General features: G+C 47.9%; 13 protein-coding genes and 1 pseudogene. 8 read left to right on the top strand and 6 right to left on the bottom strand.

From position 1 onward, the window contains the following. The first annotated feature begins 41 nt into the window (after positions 1–41). The 6 genes from eutH (at position 42) to MHB62_RS20420 (ending at position 6,499) form a co-directional block, all read left to right on the top strand. The gene (gene eutH, locus MHB62_RS20445; protein ID WP_032722757.1) at positions 42–1,154 is read left to right on the top strand and encodes an ethanolamine utilization protein EutH; all 1,113 of its coding nucleotides are present in this window, start codon (positions 42–44) and stop codon (positions 1,152–1,154) included. 72 nt (positions 1,155–1,226) lie between these two features. Continuing rightward, entirely contained in the window at positions 1,227–2,054 is an 828-nt protein-coding gene (locus MHB62_RS20440) for a DUF1206 domain-containing protein (protein WP_032722756.1), read from the top strand. A gap of 133 nt (positions 2,055–2,187) precedes the next feature. Continuing rightward, the gene (gene deoR / locus MHB62_RS20435) at positions 2,188–3,129 is read left to right on the top strand and encodes a DNA-binding transcriptional repressor DeoR (protein WP_014478458.1); all 942 of its coding nucleotides are present in this window, start codon (positions 2,188–2,190) and stop codon (positions 3,127–3,129) included. Between the two features lie 105 nt (positions 3,130–3,234). Then, positions 3,235–3,906 (top strand): deoxyribose-phosphate aldolase, encoded by a 672-nt coding sequence (gene deoC / locus MHB62_RS20430; RefSeq protein ID WP_032722755.1) that lies wholly within the window; start codon positions 3,235–3,237, stop codon positions 3,904–3,906. A gap of 80 nt (positions 3,907–3,986) precedes the next feature. After that, entirely contained in the window at positions 3,987–5,168 is a 1,182-nt protein-coding gene (nupC, locus tag MHB62_RS20425; protein ID WP_003244143.1) for a nucleoside permease NupC, read from the top strand. Between the two features lie 29 nt (positions 5,169–5,197). Next, a complete protein-coding gene (locus tag MHB62_RS20420; protein ID WP_032722754.1) occupies positions 5,198–6,499 on the top strand; it encodes a pyrimidine-nucleoside phosphorylase in 1,302 nt (433 codons plus the stop codon). 42 nt (positions 6,500–6,541) lie between these two features. Here the strand turns inward: MHB62_RS20420 and MHB62_RS20415 are convergent, their stop codons facing one another. From MHB62_RS20415 to hutP, 6 genes are all read right to left on the bottom strand, one after another. Then, positions 6,542–7,969 (bottom strand): amino acid permease, encoded by a 1,428-nt coding sequence (locus tag MHB62_RS20415; RefSeq protein ID WP_032722753.1) that lies wholly within the window; start codon positions 7,967–7,969, stop codon positions 6,542–6,544. Positions 7,970–8,044: 75 nt separating this feature from the next. After that, the gene (gene hutG, locus MHB62_RS20410; RefSeq protein ID WP_003243908.1) at positions 8,045–9,004 is read right to left on the bottom strand and encodes a formimidoylglutamase; all 960 of its coding nucleotides are present in this window, start codon (positions 9,002–9,004) and stop codon (positions 8,045–8,047) included. Continuing rightward, positions 8,997–10,262 carry an imidazolonepropionase gene (gene hutI / locus MHB62_RS20405; protein WP_032722752.1) on the bottom strand — a complete coding sequence of 422 codons (1,266 nt, stop codon included), beginning with the start codon at positions 10,260–10,262 and terminating at the stop codon, positions 8,997–8,999. Before hutI ends, hutG begins: the two co-directional genes overlap by 8 nt. Positions 10,263–10,274: 12 nt before the next feature. Further along, complete coding sequence (gene hutU, locus MHB62_RS20400) at positions 10,275–11,933, bottom strand: urocanate hydratase (RefSeq protein WP_032722751.1); 1,659 nt, start codon at positions 11,931–11,933, stop codon at positions 10,275–10,277. Next, positions 11,930–13,456: a histidine ammonia-lyase gene (hutH, locus tag MHB62_RS20395; protein ID WP_003243255.1), complete on the bottom strand. Its 1,527-nt coding sequence runs from the start codon at positions 13,454–13,456 to the stop codon at positions 11,930–11,932. Before hutH ends, hutU begins: the two co-directional genes overlap by 4 nt. Positions 13,457–13,568: 112 nt before the next feature. Further along, positions 13,569–14,015, bottom strand: coding sequence for a hut operon transcriptional regulator HutP (gene hutP / locus MHB62_RS20390; protein WP_003243875.1), 447 nt, complete (start codon positions 14,013–14,015; stop codon positions 13,569–13,571). 317 nt (positions 14,016–14,332) lie between these two features. Here hutP and MHB62_RS20385 point away from each other — a divergent pair. Further along, positions 14,333–14,496: pseudogene (locus tag MHB62_RS20385) on the top strand (hypothetical protein). 135 nt (positions 14,497–14,631) lie between these two features. Beyond that, a complete protein-coding gene (gene abnB, locus MHB62_RS20380) occupies positions 14,632–16,041 on the top strand; it encodes an arabinan endo-1,5-alpha-L-arabinosidase AbnB (RefSeq protein ID WP_015714993.1) in 1,410 nt (469 codons plus the stop codon). Positions 16,042–16,069: the final 28 nt, after the last annotated feature.

The following is a 16,069-nucleotide window of genomic DNA, read 5'->3' as shown; positions in this document are numbered from 1 at the left end:
ATATGATAAAACCAATCATACGTTTGAAAAAGGAGAAAACCATGACGGTGAATGACGCGGTTGTATTCATTTTGGCTGCCTTTTTACTATGGGGAGCGGCGGATTATTGTTTGGGAAACAGATGGGGGCTAGGCGAGCGGTTTGCGGACGGCTTTAAGGCTATGGGGCCGCTGGCGCTGTCCATGATCGGAATTGTGTCGCTGGCGCCCGTGCTGGCAGCAATCCTGATTCCCATTGTTGCTCCGTTTTACACAGCGATTGGCGCGGATCCTTCTTCCTTTGCGAACACCATTTTGGCGATTGATATGGGAGGATATGCGCTGGCTGGAGAAATGGCGAAAGATCCGCAGGCCGGGCTGTTTTCATGGGTGTTTTTAGGAACAATGATGGGGCCGGCAATCGTCTTCACGATTCCCGTCGCTCTTGGCATCATCGAAAAAGAGGATCATCCGTATTTTGCGAAAGGCATATTAATCGGGCTGTGCACAGTGCCGATCGGTTGCTTAATCGGCGGATTATGCGCAGGCTTTGACATCGGCATGATAGGTAAAAATCTTCTGATCCCGAGTCTGTTATCTGCTGTCATCGCTTTTGGGTTATGGCGATACACCGACAGAATGATTCAGTTGTTTCATCTCTTCGGGAAAGCGGTCAGTGTTGTTGCGATTATCGGGCTTGCAGCTGTTTCTGTTGAAACGATGACCGGCATTGTGCTGATTCCGGGAATGGAGAATGTCGAGACAGGGATACAAACGACAGGGACCATCGCCATTGCTCTGGCAGGGGCGTTCCCGATGACGGCATTTATTACAAAAACCTTTAAAAAACCGCTTCATGCTCTGGGGAAATGCCTTCATTTAGATGAGACAGCAACAGCAGGCTTAGTGACCTCTTTGGCGCATCATATCCCAATGCTGGCTTCATTAAAGGATATGACGCCGAGAGGAAAGGTCATCAATGTCGCGTTTGCGGTCAGCGGCGCCTTTGTACTCGGCAGCCATCTCGGTTTTGTAGCTGGAATGAAAAAAGAAATGGCGGCGGCCATGATCATTGGGAAATTAGCAGGCGGAGTCACAGCTGCCGCAGCGGCTGCTTGGATGACACCTGCACAATCAGCTAAACAGCAAAAACGTATCTCAGCCAGCCATAGCTGAGGCAGAAGCTGTTTCAACTTTGTCCAATCGGGAATGTTACAGTAAAGATTTCTGTGAAAGAGGGTTGGACACATGGCGGTGAAAGACCGGTACATGTCAAAAATAAAACAGGAAACCAAGCCTTGGATCAAACGATTCGGGAGGCTTGGTTATTTTGCATTCGGCGGCGTTTTTATTCTGCTTGGGGTTTTGGCTTTTCTGACGGCTGCCGGGGCAGGCCGCGCCAAAGATTCGAGCGGAGCTCTCCAAACGCTATCACGCATGCCGTATGGGTCACTATTGCTTTTTTTTATAGGCATCGGCCTTATCGGCTATGTGATCTGGATGGTGTTAAGCGCGATCAAGGACACGGAGGGGCACGGAAACAGCAGGCGAGGCCTGTCGCGGAGAATAGGAAACTTTTTCAGTGCCGCTGTTTACACATCCATCGCTTGGAATGCCTTGCGATTTGTGTTTGGCCAAGGGGACGGCGGCACTTCAGAACAGACGTGGTCCGCTTATGTATTGGCGCAGCCGTTCGGCCAATGGCTCACAGGGCTTACGGGTGCGGGTTTTATCGTATTTGCGATTGTTCAATTTATGAAAGGCGTTCGGGCTGCTTTTATGAAAGAATTCGATACATCAAAAATGAACAAACAGATGATATGCATCACGAAAAACACAGGACGCGCAGGCAATATCGCCCGGGCCATTATTTTCTCGGCTATCGGCTATTTTCTCATCAAGACAGCCATGACCGCTGATCCCGACGACACAAGAGGCTTTGACGGCGCGCTCGCCGAACTCGCGCAGCAGCCGCATGGCAAATTGATTCTGTCTATATTGGCATTAGGCCTGATCCTATATGGAATGTACGCCATTATGAAAGGCATTTATCAGCATATGACCTGGGAGAAGTAAGCTCTGGGCAGGTCCGCGCCCAGAGCGTTTTTCAGTTTCTTAGAAATCAGGTGGATGAAAGCCGGCGCCAGCCTGTATAATAAAAGCAAATCAAAAGCAGTTTTATCAGGACTGATCCACAGGGAGGTGCAGAATGGATCGGGAAAAACAACAATTAAGCATAGAAGCGGCAAGGCTTTACTATCAGTCTGACTACAGTCAGCAGCAAATTGCTGAGCAGCTCAACATTTCAAGGCCAACCGTTTCCCGGCTGCTGCAATATGCAAAGGAAAAAGGGTATGTCCAGATTCGCGTCATGGACCCTTTTGAGGATTTGGATGCGCTCGGTTCCATACTTGAAGAGAAATACGGGCTCCTTGAGGCGCATGTTGTGTTTTCCCCGACACCCGATTATGCAGGAATTACACATGACCTAAGCCGCTATGGTGCAGAATATATGCATGAAACGGTAAAAGACGGCGACATTGTCGGCGTCAGCTGGGGAACCACCATGTATCAAATCGCGCAAAACATGCAGCCGAAGCAGGTAAAAGGCGTCGAGGTCGTCCAGCTGAAAGGCGGTATCAGCCATTCCCGGGTAAACACGTATTCGGCTGAAACGATTCAGCTGTTTGCGGAGGCTTTTCAAACGATGCCGCGCTATCTCCCGCTTCCCGTCGTGTTTGATAATGCGGATGTGAAGCGAATGGTGGAGAAAGACCGTCATATTGAGCGGATTATTGAGATGGGCAAGCAGGCGAATATCGCTCTCTTTACGGTCGGGACTGTCCGTGATGAAGCGCTGTTGTTTCGGCTCGGATATTTTAACGAAGAAGAGAAAGCCCTGCTGAAAAAACAGGCCGTCGGGGATATTTGTTCACGCTTTTTTGATGCGAAAGGGAATATTTGCAGCAGTGCCATCAATGACCGGACCATCGGTGTTGAGCTTGAAGACCTCAGGCTGAAGGAACGCTCCATTTTAGTTGCCGGCGGAAGCAGAAAAGTATCTTCCATTCACGGAGCATTAACCGGAAAATATGCCAACGTTTTAATCATTGACCAGCATACCGCGAGGGCGCTTGTTAATGATTTGTGACACGTTCAAACCTTTCGTTGAACAAAATTTCAATTACCAATTTACATATGTTCAAAAGTCGGTTATGCTAAAAAATATCTTAACAAAAAAGGAAGTGTGCGAAGGATGTCATTAGCCAACATAATTGATCATACAGCTTTGAAACCGCATACACAAAAAGCGGACATTCTAAAACTAATTGAAGAAGCGAAAACATACAAATTTGCTTCAGTATGTGTCAATCCGACATGGGTGGAGCTTGCTGCAAAAGAGCTTAAGGGAACTGGAGTCGACGTTTGTACGGTCATCGGCTTCCCGCTCGGTGCCAATACAACTGAAACAAAAGCGTTCGAAACAAAAGACGCCATTTCAAAAGGCGCCACTGAAGTGGATATGGTCATTAATATTGCCGCTTTAAAAGACAAGGAAGACGATGTGGTGGAAGCTGATATCCGCGGTGTAGTGGAAGCTGCAGCCGGAAAAGCGCTTGTCAAAGTCATTATCGAAACGTGCCTTCTGACTGATGAAGAAAAAGAACGTGCATGCCGTTTAGCGGTGTCTGCGGGAGCGGATTTCGTAAAAACATCAACAGGCTTTTCTACAGGCGGCGCAACGAAGGAAGATATCGCCTTAATGCGCAAAACAGTAGGACCTGATATCGGCGTGAAAGCATCTGGCGGCGTCAGAACGAAAGAAGATGTAGACATAATGGTAGAGGCCGGAGCAAGCCGAATTGGCGCCAGCGCAGGCGTTTCTATCGTAAAAGGAGAAAATGCATCAGGCGGAGACAACTATTAAGAGCTGACGGAAGGCAGACTGCTTTCCGTTTTCTGAGGAAACAGTGATTGTAAGCGAATACAAATAAAGGAGAAACACATATGAAGTATTTGATTGGGATTATCGGTTTAATCGTGTTTTTAGGCCTCGCGTGGATCGCGAGCAGCGGCAAAAAAAGAATTAAGATCCGCCCAATTGTTGTTATGCTCATTTTGCAATTTATTCTTGGCTACATTCTCCTCAATACCGGGATAGGGAATTTCCTCGTAGGAGGATTTGCAAAAGGTTTCGGTTACCTGCTTGAATACGCGGCAGAGGGAATTAACTTTGTGTTTGGCGGCTTGGTGAATGCGGACCAAACGACATTCTTTATGAATGTTCTCTTGCCGATCGTGTTTATTTCCGCTCTGATCGGGATTCTGCAAAAGTGGAAAGTCCTCCCGTTTATTATTAGATATATCGGCCTTGCCCTCAGCAAGGTAAACGGTATGGGAAGATTGGAATCGTATAACGCAGTGGCTTCTGCGATTTTAGGGCAGTCAGAAGTATTTATCTCCTTGAAGAAAGAACTCGGTCTTTTAAATCAGCAGCGCTTGTACACGCTTTGCGCATCTGCGATGTCAACTGTATCAATGTCGATTGTCGGCGCGTATATGACAATGCTGAAACCGGAATATGTTGTAACAGCGCTGGTCTTGAACTTATTTGGCGGTTTCATAATTGCTTCTATTATTAATCCGTACGAGGTTGCAAAAGAAGAGGATATGCTTCGTGTTGAGGAAGAAGAAAAACAATCTTTCTTCGAAGTGCTCGGAGAATACATCCTTGACGGTTTCAAAGTAGCGGTTGTCGTCGCTGCGATGCTGATTGGATTTGTCGCGATTATTGCATTGATCAATGGCATTTTTAATGCAGTATTCGGTATTTCGTTCCAAGGCATTCTTGGATATGTGTTTGCTCCATTCGCTTTTCTTGTCGGTATCCCATGGAATGAAGCTGTTAATGCGGGAAGCATTATGGCAACAAAAATGGTATCGAATGAATTTGTCGCCATGACGTCGCTTACGCAAAACGGTTTCCATTTCAGCGGCCGTACAACAGCGATCGTATCGGTATTCCTTGTGTCATTTGCGAACTTCTCCTCAATCGGAATCATTGCCGGTGCCGTAAAAGGACTGAATGAAAAGCAAGGAAATGTCGTCGCTCGTTTCGGCTTGAAATTATTATACGGTGCTACGCTTGTCAGCTTTTTATCAGCAGCAATTGTGGGCTTGATTTACTGAACTTAATCGAAAAGGATCGGTGACCAAACATGAGAATGGTAGATATCATCATCAAAAAACAAAACGGAAAAGAACTCACCACTGAAGAAATTCAATTTTTCGTGAACGGCTATACAGACGGAAGCATTCCTGATTATCAGGCAAGCGCGCTTGCTATGGCGATTTTCTTCCAGGATATGAGTGACCGTGAACGCGCGGACTTGACGATGGCTATGGTGAACTCCGGTGAAACGATTGATCTTTCTGCCATTGAAGGAATTAAAGTGGATAAACACTCCACTGGCGGCGTCGGCGACACGACAACACTCGTTCTCGCTCCGCTTGTTGCGGCTCTTGACGTGCCGGTTGCCAAAATGTCCGGCCGCGGCCTCGGCCATACGGGCGGCACGATTGATAAGTTAGAGGCAATCGACGGCTTCCACGTGGAACTGACGAAGGATGAATTTATTAAACTTGTGAACCGCGACAAGGTTGCGGTCATCGGCCAAAGCGGCAATTTAACGCCGGCTGATAAAAAACTGTACGCGCTTCGTGATGTAACGGGAACGGTCAATTCCATTCCGCTCATTGCAAGCTCGATTATGAGCAAAAAAATCGCTGCCGGGGCGGACGCCATCGTGCTTGACGTAAAAACGGGAGCGGGCGCCTTCATGAAAACAGAAGAAGACGCAGCTGAACTTGCCAAAGCGATGGTACGCATCGGAAATAACGTCGGCCGTCAAACAATGGCTGTCATTTCAGACATGTCCCAGCCGCTCGGCTTTGCGATCGGAAATGCGCTTGAGGTCAAAGAAGCGATCGACACACTCAAAGGCGAGGGGCCTGAGGATCTTCATGAGCTTGTCTTAACGCTCGGCAGCCAGATGGTTGTGCTTGCGAAAAAAGCCGATACATTGGACGAAGCGAGAGCGAAGCTGGAAGAAGTCATGAAAAACGGCAAAGCACTTGAGAAATTCAAGGATTTCTTGAAAAACCAAGGCGGCGACAGCTCAATTGTTGACGATCCGTCTAAGCTTCCGCAAGCCGCATATCAAATTGATGTGCCTGCCAAAGAAGCGGGTGTCGTCTCTGAAATCGTTGCGGACGAAATCGGCGTCGCGGCGATGCTGTTAGGTGCCGGTCGCGCCACAAAAGAAGATGAGATCGATTTAGCCGTCGGCATCATGCTCCGCAAGAAGGTCGGCGACAAAGTAGAAAAAGACGAACCGCTCGTGACGCTTTACGCCAACCGCGAAAATGTTGATGAAGTCATTGCAAAAGTCTATGACAACATCCGCATTGCCGCGGAAGCGAAGGCGCCGAAGCTGATTCATACGTTGATTACTGAATAAAAATAAAGCACATCCCATCCTGAGTGGGGTGTGCTTTTTTGATTACAGGATGTGATCAGCCTGATATTCCTCTTGGCTGATTTTTTTCGCTTTTGTAACATTTCTTTTGATATGATAGATCAGATAGCAAAGGATGATACAAGGAACTCCGCAGAAAAGTGCGATTCTTTGATTGGGATCAAAAGCAAGACCGATACAAGAAGCAGAACATAATAAGAGAGCGGCTATAGGCATAAGAGGATAAAGCGGCGTGCGAAATGTCAGATCTTTTACATTCCCCCCTTTTTTCAGAAATCTCTTTCGAAACAAGAGCTGGGACAAGGCAATGCTCATCCAGACCACGACTCCTGCAAATCCAGCAATTGCTACCATCACCACATAGACAGTTCCAGGGGCCACGATACTGGAAACGAGAGATAAACAAGATACAGCCATACTGATCATTAAGGCATTTAAAGGAATGCCTTTAGATGTCACTTTCTTAAAACGGGAGCTGATCATGTTTTCATTTGCTAAAGACCACATCATACGGGTCGAAGCATATAAGCCTGAGTTGGCGACAGACAGCAAGGCTGTTAATATCACGAAATTCATAATATCAGCAGCGTAAGGGATTCCGATCTCCGCAAATACGGCTACAAACGGGCTTTCAATCACGCCTGCGTCCTTCCATGAAATCAACCCGGATAATATGAAGACAGCGCCAATGAAAAAAATCACGGTTCTCCATGCGACATTACGGATGGATCGCGGTATATCCTTTTGAGGATTTGCTGATTCTCCTGCTGTAACGCCGATTAACTCTGTACCAGAAAAGGCGAAGCTCACAGATATCATCGCGATAAAAACGGCGAGAAAGCCATTTGGAAACAGCCCGCCATGATCTGTGAAGTTTGACAACATAGGAGCATCCGCCGTTCCGTTTAAAGAGATCAGGCCAAACATGGCGGCTCCTCCTAAAATGATAAATAAAATAATGGTGACAATCTTTACGCTGGAAAACCAAAATTCAGTTTCCGCAAATAACTTAACTGAAAATGCGTTGCATATAAAAAGAAGGGCTGCAAAAATCGCACTCCACATCCATACACTGCTGTCAGGGAACCAGCGCTGCATGAGAATACCGGATGCGGTAAACTCAGAGCCTACCGTCACCACCCAATTGATCCAGTACATGATGCCGACCATAAAACCGGTAGATGGACCGATAAATGTTGTAGCATATTTTTGAAAAGAGCCGGTCACCGGCATGGCAACCGACAATTCGCCGAGACATTGCATGACGAGGTACATCATCAACCCGCCGATTACATAAGCGAGTATCGTACCGCCGGGTCCGGCTTGATGTAGCGTATAGCCGGTACTGAGGAAAAGTCCTGTGCCTATGACGCCTCCCAATGAGATCATAAATAGGTGCCTGCTTTTCATTGTGCGTTTTAGCTGTTGGCTGCTGTTCTCCTGAAGATTCACTGTCTCGCCCTCCTTTTAACTGCCATTCATTAGGCAGATGAGTTTCCTATACCCAAAATACAACCTGCCAGAAGATCACTTGAATGGGGAGAGTTTCATTCCTTTTAATGCGTGTAACAGAACATGAGCTGCAGCTCTGCTTGTCATATCTCGAAAATCGAGGGTAGGGTCGACTTCAACAATTTCAATCCCGGCAACATTGGGCTGTTGTGCGATGTACTTGACTGCTTCAAGCAATTCGTCTGTATAGAGGCCGCCCGGGCCAATCGCTGGACAGCCGGGTGCATGGGACTGGTCTAAGACATCCATGTCAACAGATATAAAAATGAAATCTGTTTTATCTTGAACAACAGGCAAAATCTCTTTTATCGTTGGGATTAGTCCTTTTTCCCGGATCATGTCCATCGTGTGAATGTTCACGTTATGTTTTTTTGCATATGCTTCATAGGCCTGGCTGTTGCTGAATTCTCTGATACCCAGCTGGATCAAATGTTGACCTTCAATGATCTCTTCATCCAAAAGGCGGCGGAAGGGGGTGCCGTTTGTCGGCCCCCCGTCCTCCGTATTGCGAACATCGTGATGGGCATCAAATTGAATCACCGCTGTCGTTCCTTTTGTTTGTGCTATCGCTTTTATGGTGGAGTAGCTGATAGAGTTATCTCCCCCAAGTATGAGCGGCACCCAATCCGGATGATCCGAAAGCAGAGCGTGCATGGTTTGGAAAATGTGATGATGTGACTTTACGATATCAGTGACATGAATATCGATATCCCCCAGGTCATATAGAAGCTCTGATACGACGTGCTCTCCAAGCTCAGCAGAATAGGCTGATGAATGTTTCAGAGCCTGGCGTATTGTTCCGGGTGCAAAGGAAGCGCCTGAATGACTGATGGAGGATTTTGATAGGGGGACACCTATCAACGCCGGTCCCTTAATGTCCTGGCCGTCCCATGTTGCGATCAGGTCGCTCATTTTTGTGACATCCCGGTCTTTAAACGAAGATCCGGCCTCTCTGAGAAAAGGGTACTTATCCAAGAATGGCTCCCTCCCTGTTGACAACAATTGTTCCATTTTTCATGACTTGATGTACATGATTGACCCCGTAGTGATACGGAATATACATATAGTTCGGGGCTTGCCAAATGACAAGATCAGCTGAGCGGCCAGCTTTGAGCTGACCGGCTTCTTCTCCTTTTCCTATGGCATATGCGGCATTGACTGTGACCGCGTGCCATATTTCTTCTGCAGTCATCTTCAGATGAAGCGCGGCAATCGACATGATCAGCTGGATATTTTCAGTCGGCGAGCTGCCAGGGTTAAAATCCGTTGCCAAGCTGACACATACCCCTTCATCAATCATAGCTCTTGCCCTGGCGTATGTGCTTTTGCCAAGATAAAATGTCGTGCCCGGCAAGAGGACGGCGATCGTTCCTGCCTCAGCCAATTTCTTTATGCCTTCGTCCGATGCCCCTACCAAATGGTCGGCTGAGACGGCCTTTAGCTCACCTGCTAATTCAGCACCTCCAAGCGGATCGATTTCATCTGCGTGTATTTTTAATCCGAAGCCTGCCTCAGCTGCTTTTTGTAAATAACGGCGGGATTGGCTGACTGTAAAAACGCCTGTTTCTGTAAAAATATCAGCAAAGCTGGCGAGCTCCTGCTCTTTGATTTCCGGCAAAAGGGAAAGCATTTGATCCAGAAATTGATCTGGATCGTTTTGATATTCGGGAGGAATCGCATGGGCTCCCATAAATGTGGAAACAAGATCAACAGGCTGGCTTTCATGCAGTTTTTTTGCGACACGCAATTGTTTGAGCTCTGTCTCTTTTTCCAAGCCGTAGCCGCTTTTCACTTCTGCTGTGGTTGTGCCGTAGGACAGCATTCTTTGCAGATGAAAATGGGCTTTTTGCAGCAGCTCTTCTTCTGAAGCCGCCCTGGTATCCTTGACTGTAGACAGAATCCCGCCGCCCTGCGCCAGAATATCCAAATATGAAATGCCCTGAAGCTTAAGGTTCATCTCCTTTTCACGAGATCCGCCAAATACAAGATGGGTGTGCGGATCAACGAGGCCAGGCGTTACAAGGCGTCCCGAACAGTCAATGATTTCGTCTGCCTCGTAACCGGCTTCAGCCCCTTTTTGTCCGGCGAACACAATTTTCTGTTCATGGATGCCGACAACAGCGTCTTCGATCACATGAAGATCCTGCATGCTTTTGCCTGCCCGCGGACCGTTGCTTTCCATCGTCAAAAGCTGACCGATGTTGATGAGAATCGTATCAATTTGCTTTGGCATGTCATCACTCCTTTATTTTTGCATCGGCACGATAATGTCCTGTTCCTTCGCTACTTCAACGGCACGTTCATAACCCGCATCCGCATGACGGATAATGCCCATTCCTGGGTCGCTCGTTAAGACCCGCGCGAGCCGCTCGTCAGCCAGCTCACTTCCATCGGCCACTGCAACCATGCCGGCATGCAGGGAATAGCCCATTCCGACGCCGCCGCCATGGTGGAAGGAAACCCAGCTTGCACCCGCCGCCGTGTTGACAAGCGCATTTAGCACAGCCCAGTCACCAACAGCGTCACTTCCGTCCTTCATCGCTTCTGTCTCCCGGTTTGGAGAGGCGACAGACCCGCAGTCCAAATGATCTCTCCCAATAACGACAGGCGCTTTTAGCTCCCCGCTTCTAACCAGCTCGTTAATGGCGAGGCCCATCTTTTTTCGTTCTCCATATCCAAGCCAGCAGATACGGGACGGCAAACCTTGGAAGGTGACTTTTTCCTGTGCCATATCAATCCAGCGGTGAAGGGCTTTATTTGTCGGGAACAGCTCTTTTAATAACGCATCCGTACGGTAAATATCTGCCGGATCTCCGGAAAGCGCCGCCCAGCGGAACGGCCCTTTTCCTTCACAGAATAAGGGGCGGATGTAGGCAGGGACAAAACCCGGAAAATCGAAGGCATTCTCCAGCCCTTCATCCTTTGCAACTTGCCGGATATTGTTGCCGTAGTCAAATACAATAGAGCCCTTTTGCTGAAAGGCCAGCATGGCTTCGACATGTTTTTTCATGCTTTGCTTCGCAAGGCGCACGTAAAGCTCTGGATTGTCTTGACGCAAACGGTCAGCTTCATCAAGGGAATAGCCCTCGGGAACATAACCGATTAAAGGGTCATGGGCAGATGTCTGATCTGTCACAATATCAATTTTGACGCCTCGGTTCAATAGTGTGTGATGCACCTCAGCTGCGTTTCCGAGAAGTGCAATGGACAAAGGTTTTCCTGCCAGCTTTGCCTCTTCAGCCCAAGCTAAGGCTTCCTCAATCGATGCAGTTTTTCGATCGCAGTATTTTGTTTCGATCCGCTTGTCGATGCGTTTCTCGTCAACCTCGACGGCAATCACGACGCCTTCATTCATCGTGACTGACAGCGGCTGGGCGCCTCCCATTCCGCCGAGACCCGCTGTCAGCGTCAACGTTCCTTTTAAGCTGCCCCCGAAGTGCTGTCGCGCCAGCTCAGCGAAGGTTTCATAGGTTCCTTGCAATATGCCTTGTGAGCCAATGTAAATCCAGCTGCCAGCCGTCATCTGTCCGTACATCATTAACCCTTTTTTCTCAAGTTCGTGGAAATGCTCCCAGTCTGCCCACTTCGGAACAAGAACAGAATTTGCTAGGAGCACGCGCGGGGCCTGCGGGTGTGTACGGAACATGCCAACGGGCTTTCCGGATTGCACGAGCAATGTTTCATCATTTTTTAATGTTTTCAAGGAATGCTCAATGGCGTGAAAAGCGTCCCAATCCCGTGCGGCTTTGCCAATCCCGCCATATACGATGAGGTCCTCCGGCTTCTCGGCGACTTCTGGATCAAGGTTGTTTCGAAGCATCCGAAGCACTGCCTCTTGCTCCCATCCTAAGCATTCAAGCTCTGTTCCTCTGTTGGCACGGATTGATTTTTTTACATCAGTCATATGTTCATCCCCCTTAGTTCTTTATTCTGATGATCAGGTATTAAAGATTCTTTCTTCAGCCAGTCAGTCAAGCGTTCAATGTCATAGGAAAAAACACGATCCTGCTGAATGGACGGCACGACTTTTCTCATTTCTTGAAAAAGCTGTTTCGTATAGGACGCTGCATGTTCTATGCCTCTGTATTCAACCGCCTGTAATGCGCAAATCGCTTCGATCGCAATGACTCTCCTTGTATTTGCGATCACCTGATAAGCATGCCGAGCGGCGATGGTTCCCATGCTGACATGGTCCTCTTGGTTGGCGGATGACGGAATGGAATCCACACTTGCAGGATGGGCCAGTGTTTTATTTTCAGAAACGAGTGAGGCCGCGGCGTACTGCATGATCATTGCACCGGATTGCAGACCGGGATGAGGGCTCAGGAACGGCGGCAGGTCATTCAGCTGCGGATTCACAAGTCGTTCGATCCTACGCTCTGCGATATTCGCAAGCTCTGATATTGCGATTTTCAGAAAATCCATGGCAAAGGCGATTGGCTGTCCGTGAAAGTTTCCGCCGGAAATCACTTTGTCACCGTCATTGAAAATGAGTGGATTGTCTGTAGCTGCGTTCATTTCAATCTCTAATTTTTCTTTGACATATCCTAGTGTCTGCCAAGTCGCACCGTGTACTTGCGGAATACAGCGCAATGAATAGGCATCCTGTACCCGCAGTTCTCCCTGGGAGGTTGTCAGGCCGCTGTCAGATAGATAAAAGCGAATTCGTTCTGCGACATCGATCTGCTCCTGATAGCCGCGGGCTAAGTGAATATCCTCGTCAAATGCATCGATAATTCCCTGCAACCCCTCAATCGTTAAGCTGGCAATTCGTTCTGTTTGATAGGCTAGTTTCTCAGCTTCGATGTAGGCGACCACCCCCATTGCAGTCATGGCCTGAGTCCCGTTAATCAAGGCAAGCCCTTCCTTGGATGTCAGCGTTACCGGTTGAATACCTGCTTTTTTCAAGCCTGTCATTGCCGGCATTCTTTCCCCCTCAAAAAAGACTTCTCCTTGTCCGATCAGCGCAAGCGCCAGGTGGGAAAGCGGCGCCAGATCTCCGCTTGCGCCAAGTGATCCTTGCTGAGGGATGACAGGATGGACGCGTTTATTTAAAAAAGCAAGCAACTGTTCGATCAGCTCAGCGCGGACACCGGAAAAGCCTTTTAACAGCGCATTGGCGCGCAAAAGCAGCATTGCCCTGGAAACACACTCGGGAAAAGGATCGCCGACTCCGCAGGCATGAGAAAGGATTAAATTCAGCTGCAGCGCCGCCGAGTCTTCTTTCTGAATCAGGACATCGCTGAATTTGCCAAATCCGGTGTTGATGCCGTAGATTGTCTTTTCGTCGCGTACAATCCGTTCCACTGCCGCTCTGCTTTTTTTCACGCGCTCCATACTTTCCTCAGAAGCCGCTGCCTCCTCAAAATCAAACAGCACACGAGCGACGTCGGCTGTTGTCAATGAAGAACCGTCTAAAGTCACCATAAGCCCAACTCCTTTTTCTTTACTTTGGTAAAGCGCCCATACAAAAAGGAGCTATGCTGTGAAAATTTGATTTCACGCATAGCCCCCTATCGTCTAAGATCTATGGGCTGTTTCATATGTGATTAATCCCAACACCGAATGTCTCGTGCTCAAGACCTTTAATCGGCGCCCCGATTGTTCCGTAAAGCGAGACAGCAATCCAATCGCCTTCCGCTTCACTTTCATAAGGATTTCCCCTCAAAACGGCAAACCTCAAGCCCACCGTCCGAAGCAGCGATCCCAGCAGCATTTCACCTCTGGTCACGCCATGCAAAGCTTCCATCGTCGCATGATAAAGCGCATGTGACTCCCGATAACCCTCAGATTGAATGACACCGCTCTTTTTGGAAGCGGTTTCAATTGCGGCTACTACTTTATGCGCGTCCATTGATCCTACCTTGCCAAGACAGACCTTCCATCCGTCTCGCTCCAGCTCCTCAACCTGCGTACTTTCTTCCGCCTCATTCAGCAGCAGGAGAACAGACAGCCGGCCGATCCGACGCTCTTTATGCAGTGTCATATGAATCACTCAATTCCTAAAAATTCTGATAACTATTAACTGAGTATTATATTAATTGGTTCAGCAGCAGAAGTCAAAAGGTTTTTTACAGTCTTTAACAAGTTAGATTGCTATTGTAATAGCGTGACGCAGAAAGCAGAACAGGTTTTTTCAGCGATTGCACACGATATCCAGACAAGGAGGCAAGCGCCGCTGTCTAACTCTCAATATGCGTTTACTAAGTCGTATTTTTCGCAAGGCGTTTTATAAAGAGCCAGCCGAATGACTCTGGTGTTGACGGGCAATCAGGCATCATCTTAAAAAACGCCGACAACGAAATGGCTGTATCACAGTTGATGCAAAACCTGACAAAGCAGTTATTACATGTACGCGAAAGAAAAACAGACGTGATGCAAGAAGGAGAAACAGCAAAAGAGTTGAACTATGAAGGAGAGGATATGCAAGCAGCAGTTCCGCGCAAAACAGACAGACATCAGTCTGACAATGTAAGAGAACAGTGAGAAATCACCTATCTGTTTGAATATGAAAACATTCGGCTGTTTTAATAGGCCGGGGTATCTTCATAGAGAAATGTAAGCGTTTAAAATTTAATAAAAAAGAGAGGCGGATTGTTTAGATGTTCAACCGATTGTTTCGTGTATGTTTTCTTGCAGCTCTTATCATGGCCTTCACCCTCCCAAACTCCGCCAATGCACAAAAACCTGTATTTAAAGAAGTCAGCGTCCATGACCCTTCCATCATTGAAACAAATGGCACTTTTTATGTTTTTGGATCTCATCTCGCTTCAGCTAAATCGAATGACCTCATGCAATGGCAGCAGCTGACCACCAGCGTAAGCAATGACAACCCACTTATCCCGAATGTCTATAAAGAATTAAAAGAAACCTTCGAATGGGCGCAATCCGATACTCTTTGGGCGGCTGACGTCACGCAGCTGGCGGACGGCAAATACTACATGTACTACAACGCCTGCCGCGGCGATTCGCCAAGATCCGCCATGGGTGTTGCCGTTGCTGACAACATCGAAGGCCCATACAAAAACAAAGGCATCTTTTTGAAATCAGGAATGGAAGGCACAAGCAACGATGGAACACCGTATGACGCAACCAAACATCCGAATGTCGTCGACCCGCATACCTTCTTTGATAAAGACGGCAAGCTGTGGATGGTGTACGGATCATACTCAGGCGGCATTTTCATACTTGAAATGAATCCGAAAACGGGCTTCCCGCTTCCTGGACAGGGATACGGGAAAAAACTGCTCGGCGGCAACCATAGCAGAATCGAAGGCCCGTATGTTCTCTACAATCCAGACACCAAATACTACTACTTATACCTATCATATGGCGGTCTTGATGCAACAGGCGGCTATAACATCCGTGTGGTCCGCTCCAAGAAACCAGACGGCCCTTACTATGATGCAGAAGGCAATCCAATGCTTGACGTCCGCGGCAAAGAAGGCACATTCTTCGACGACCGTTCCATCGAACCATACGGCGTCAAACTCATGGGCAGCTACACTTTTGAAACAGAAAATGAAAAAGGCACCGGGTACGTCTCACCAGGCCACAACTCCGCATACTATGATGAAAAAACCGGGCGTTCCTATTTAATCTTCCACACCCGCTTCCCGGGCAGGGGTGAAGAACACGAAGTCAGAGTCCACCAATTGTTCATGAACAAAGACGGCTGGCCGGTAGCAGCACCATATCGTTATGCGGGCGAAACATTGAAAGAAGTAAAACAAAAAGACATCACAGGAACATACAAACTTATCCAGCACGGAAAAGACATCTCAGCCGACATCAAACAAACCATCATTATCCAGCTCAACAAAAACCACACCATTTCCGGGGAAATGACCGGAACATGGCAGAAAACCGGAAAAAACACAGCCGACATCACGTTAGCTGGCAAGAAGTATAACGGGGTATTTTTACGCCAGTGGGATTCGGTGAGAGAGAAGAACGTCATGACGTTTAGTGTTTTGAATGGCAACGGTGAGGCTGTATGGGGATCTAAATAAGATGGAGAAGGCGCCTTCTAGAGAAGGC

It is taken from the genome of Bacillus sp. FSL K6-0255 (assembly GCF_045040725.1).
In the GTDB taxonomy this organism is placed as follows: Bacteria; Bacillota; Bacilli; order Bacillales; family Bacillaceae; genus Bacillus; species Bacillus subtilis.
This window is presented reverse-complemented; position numbering and strand designations above follow the sequence as displayed.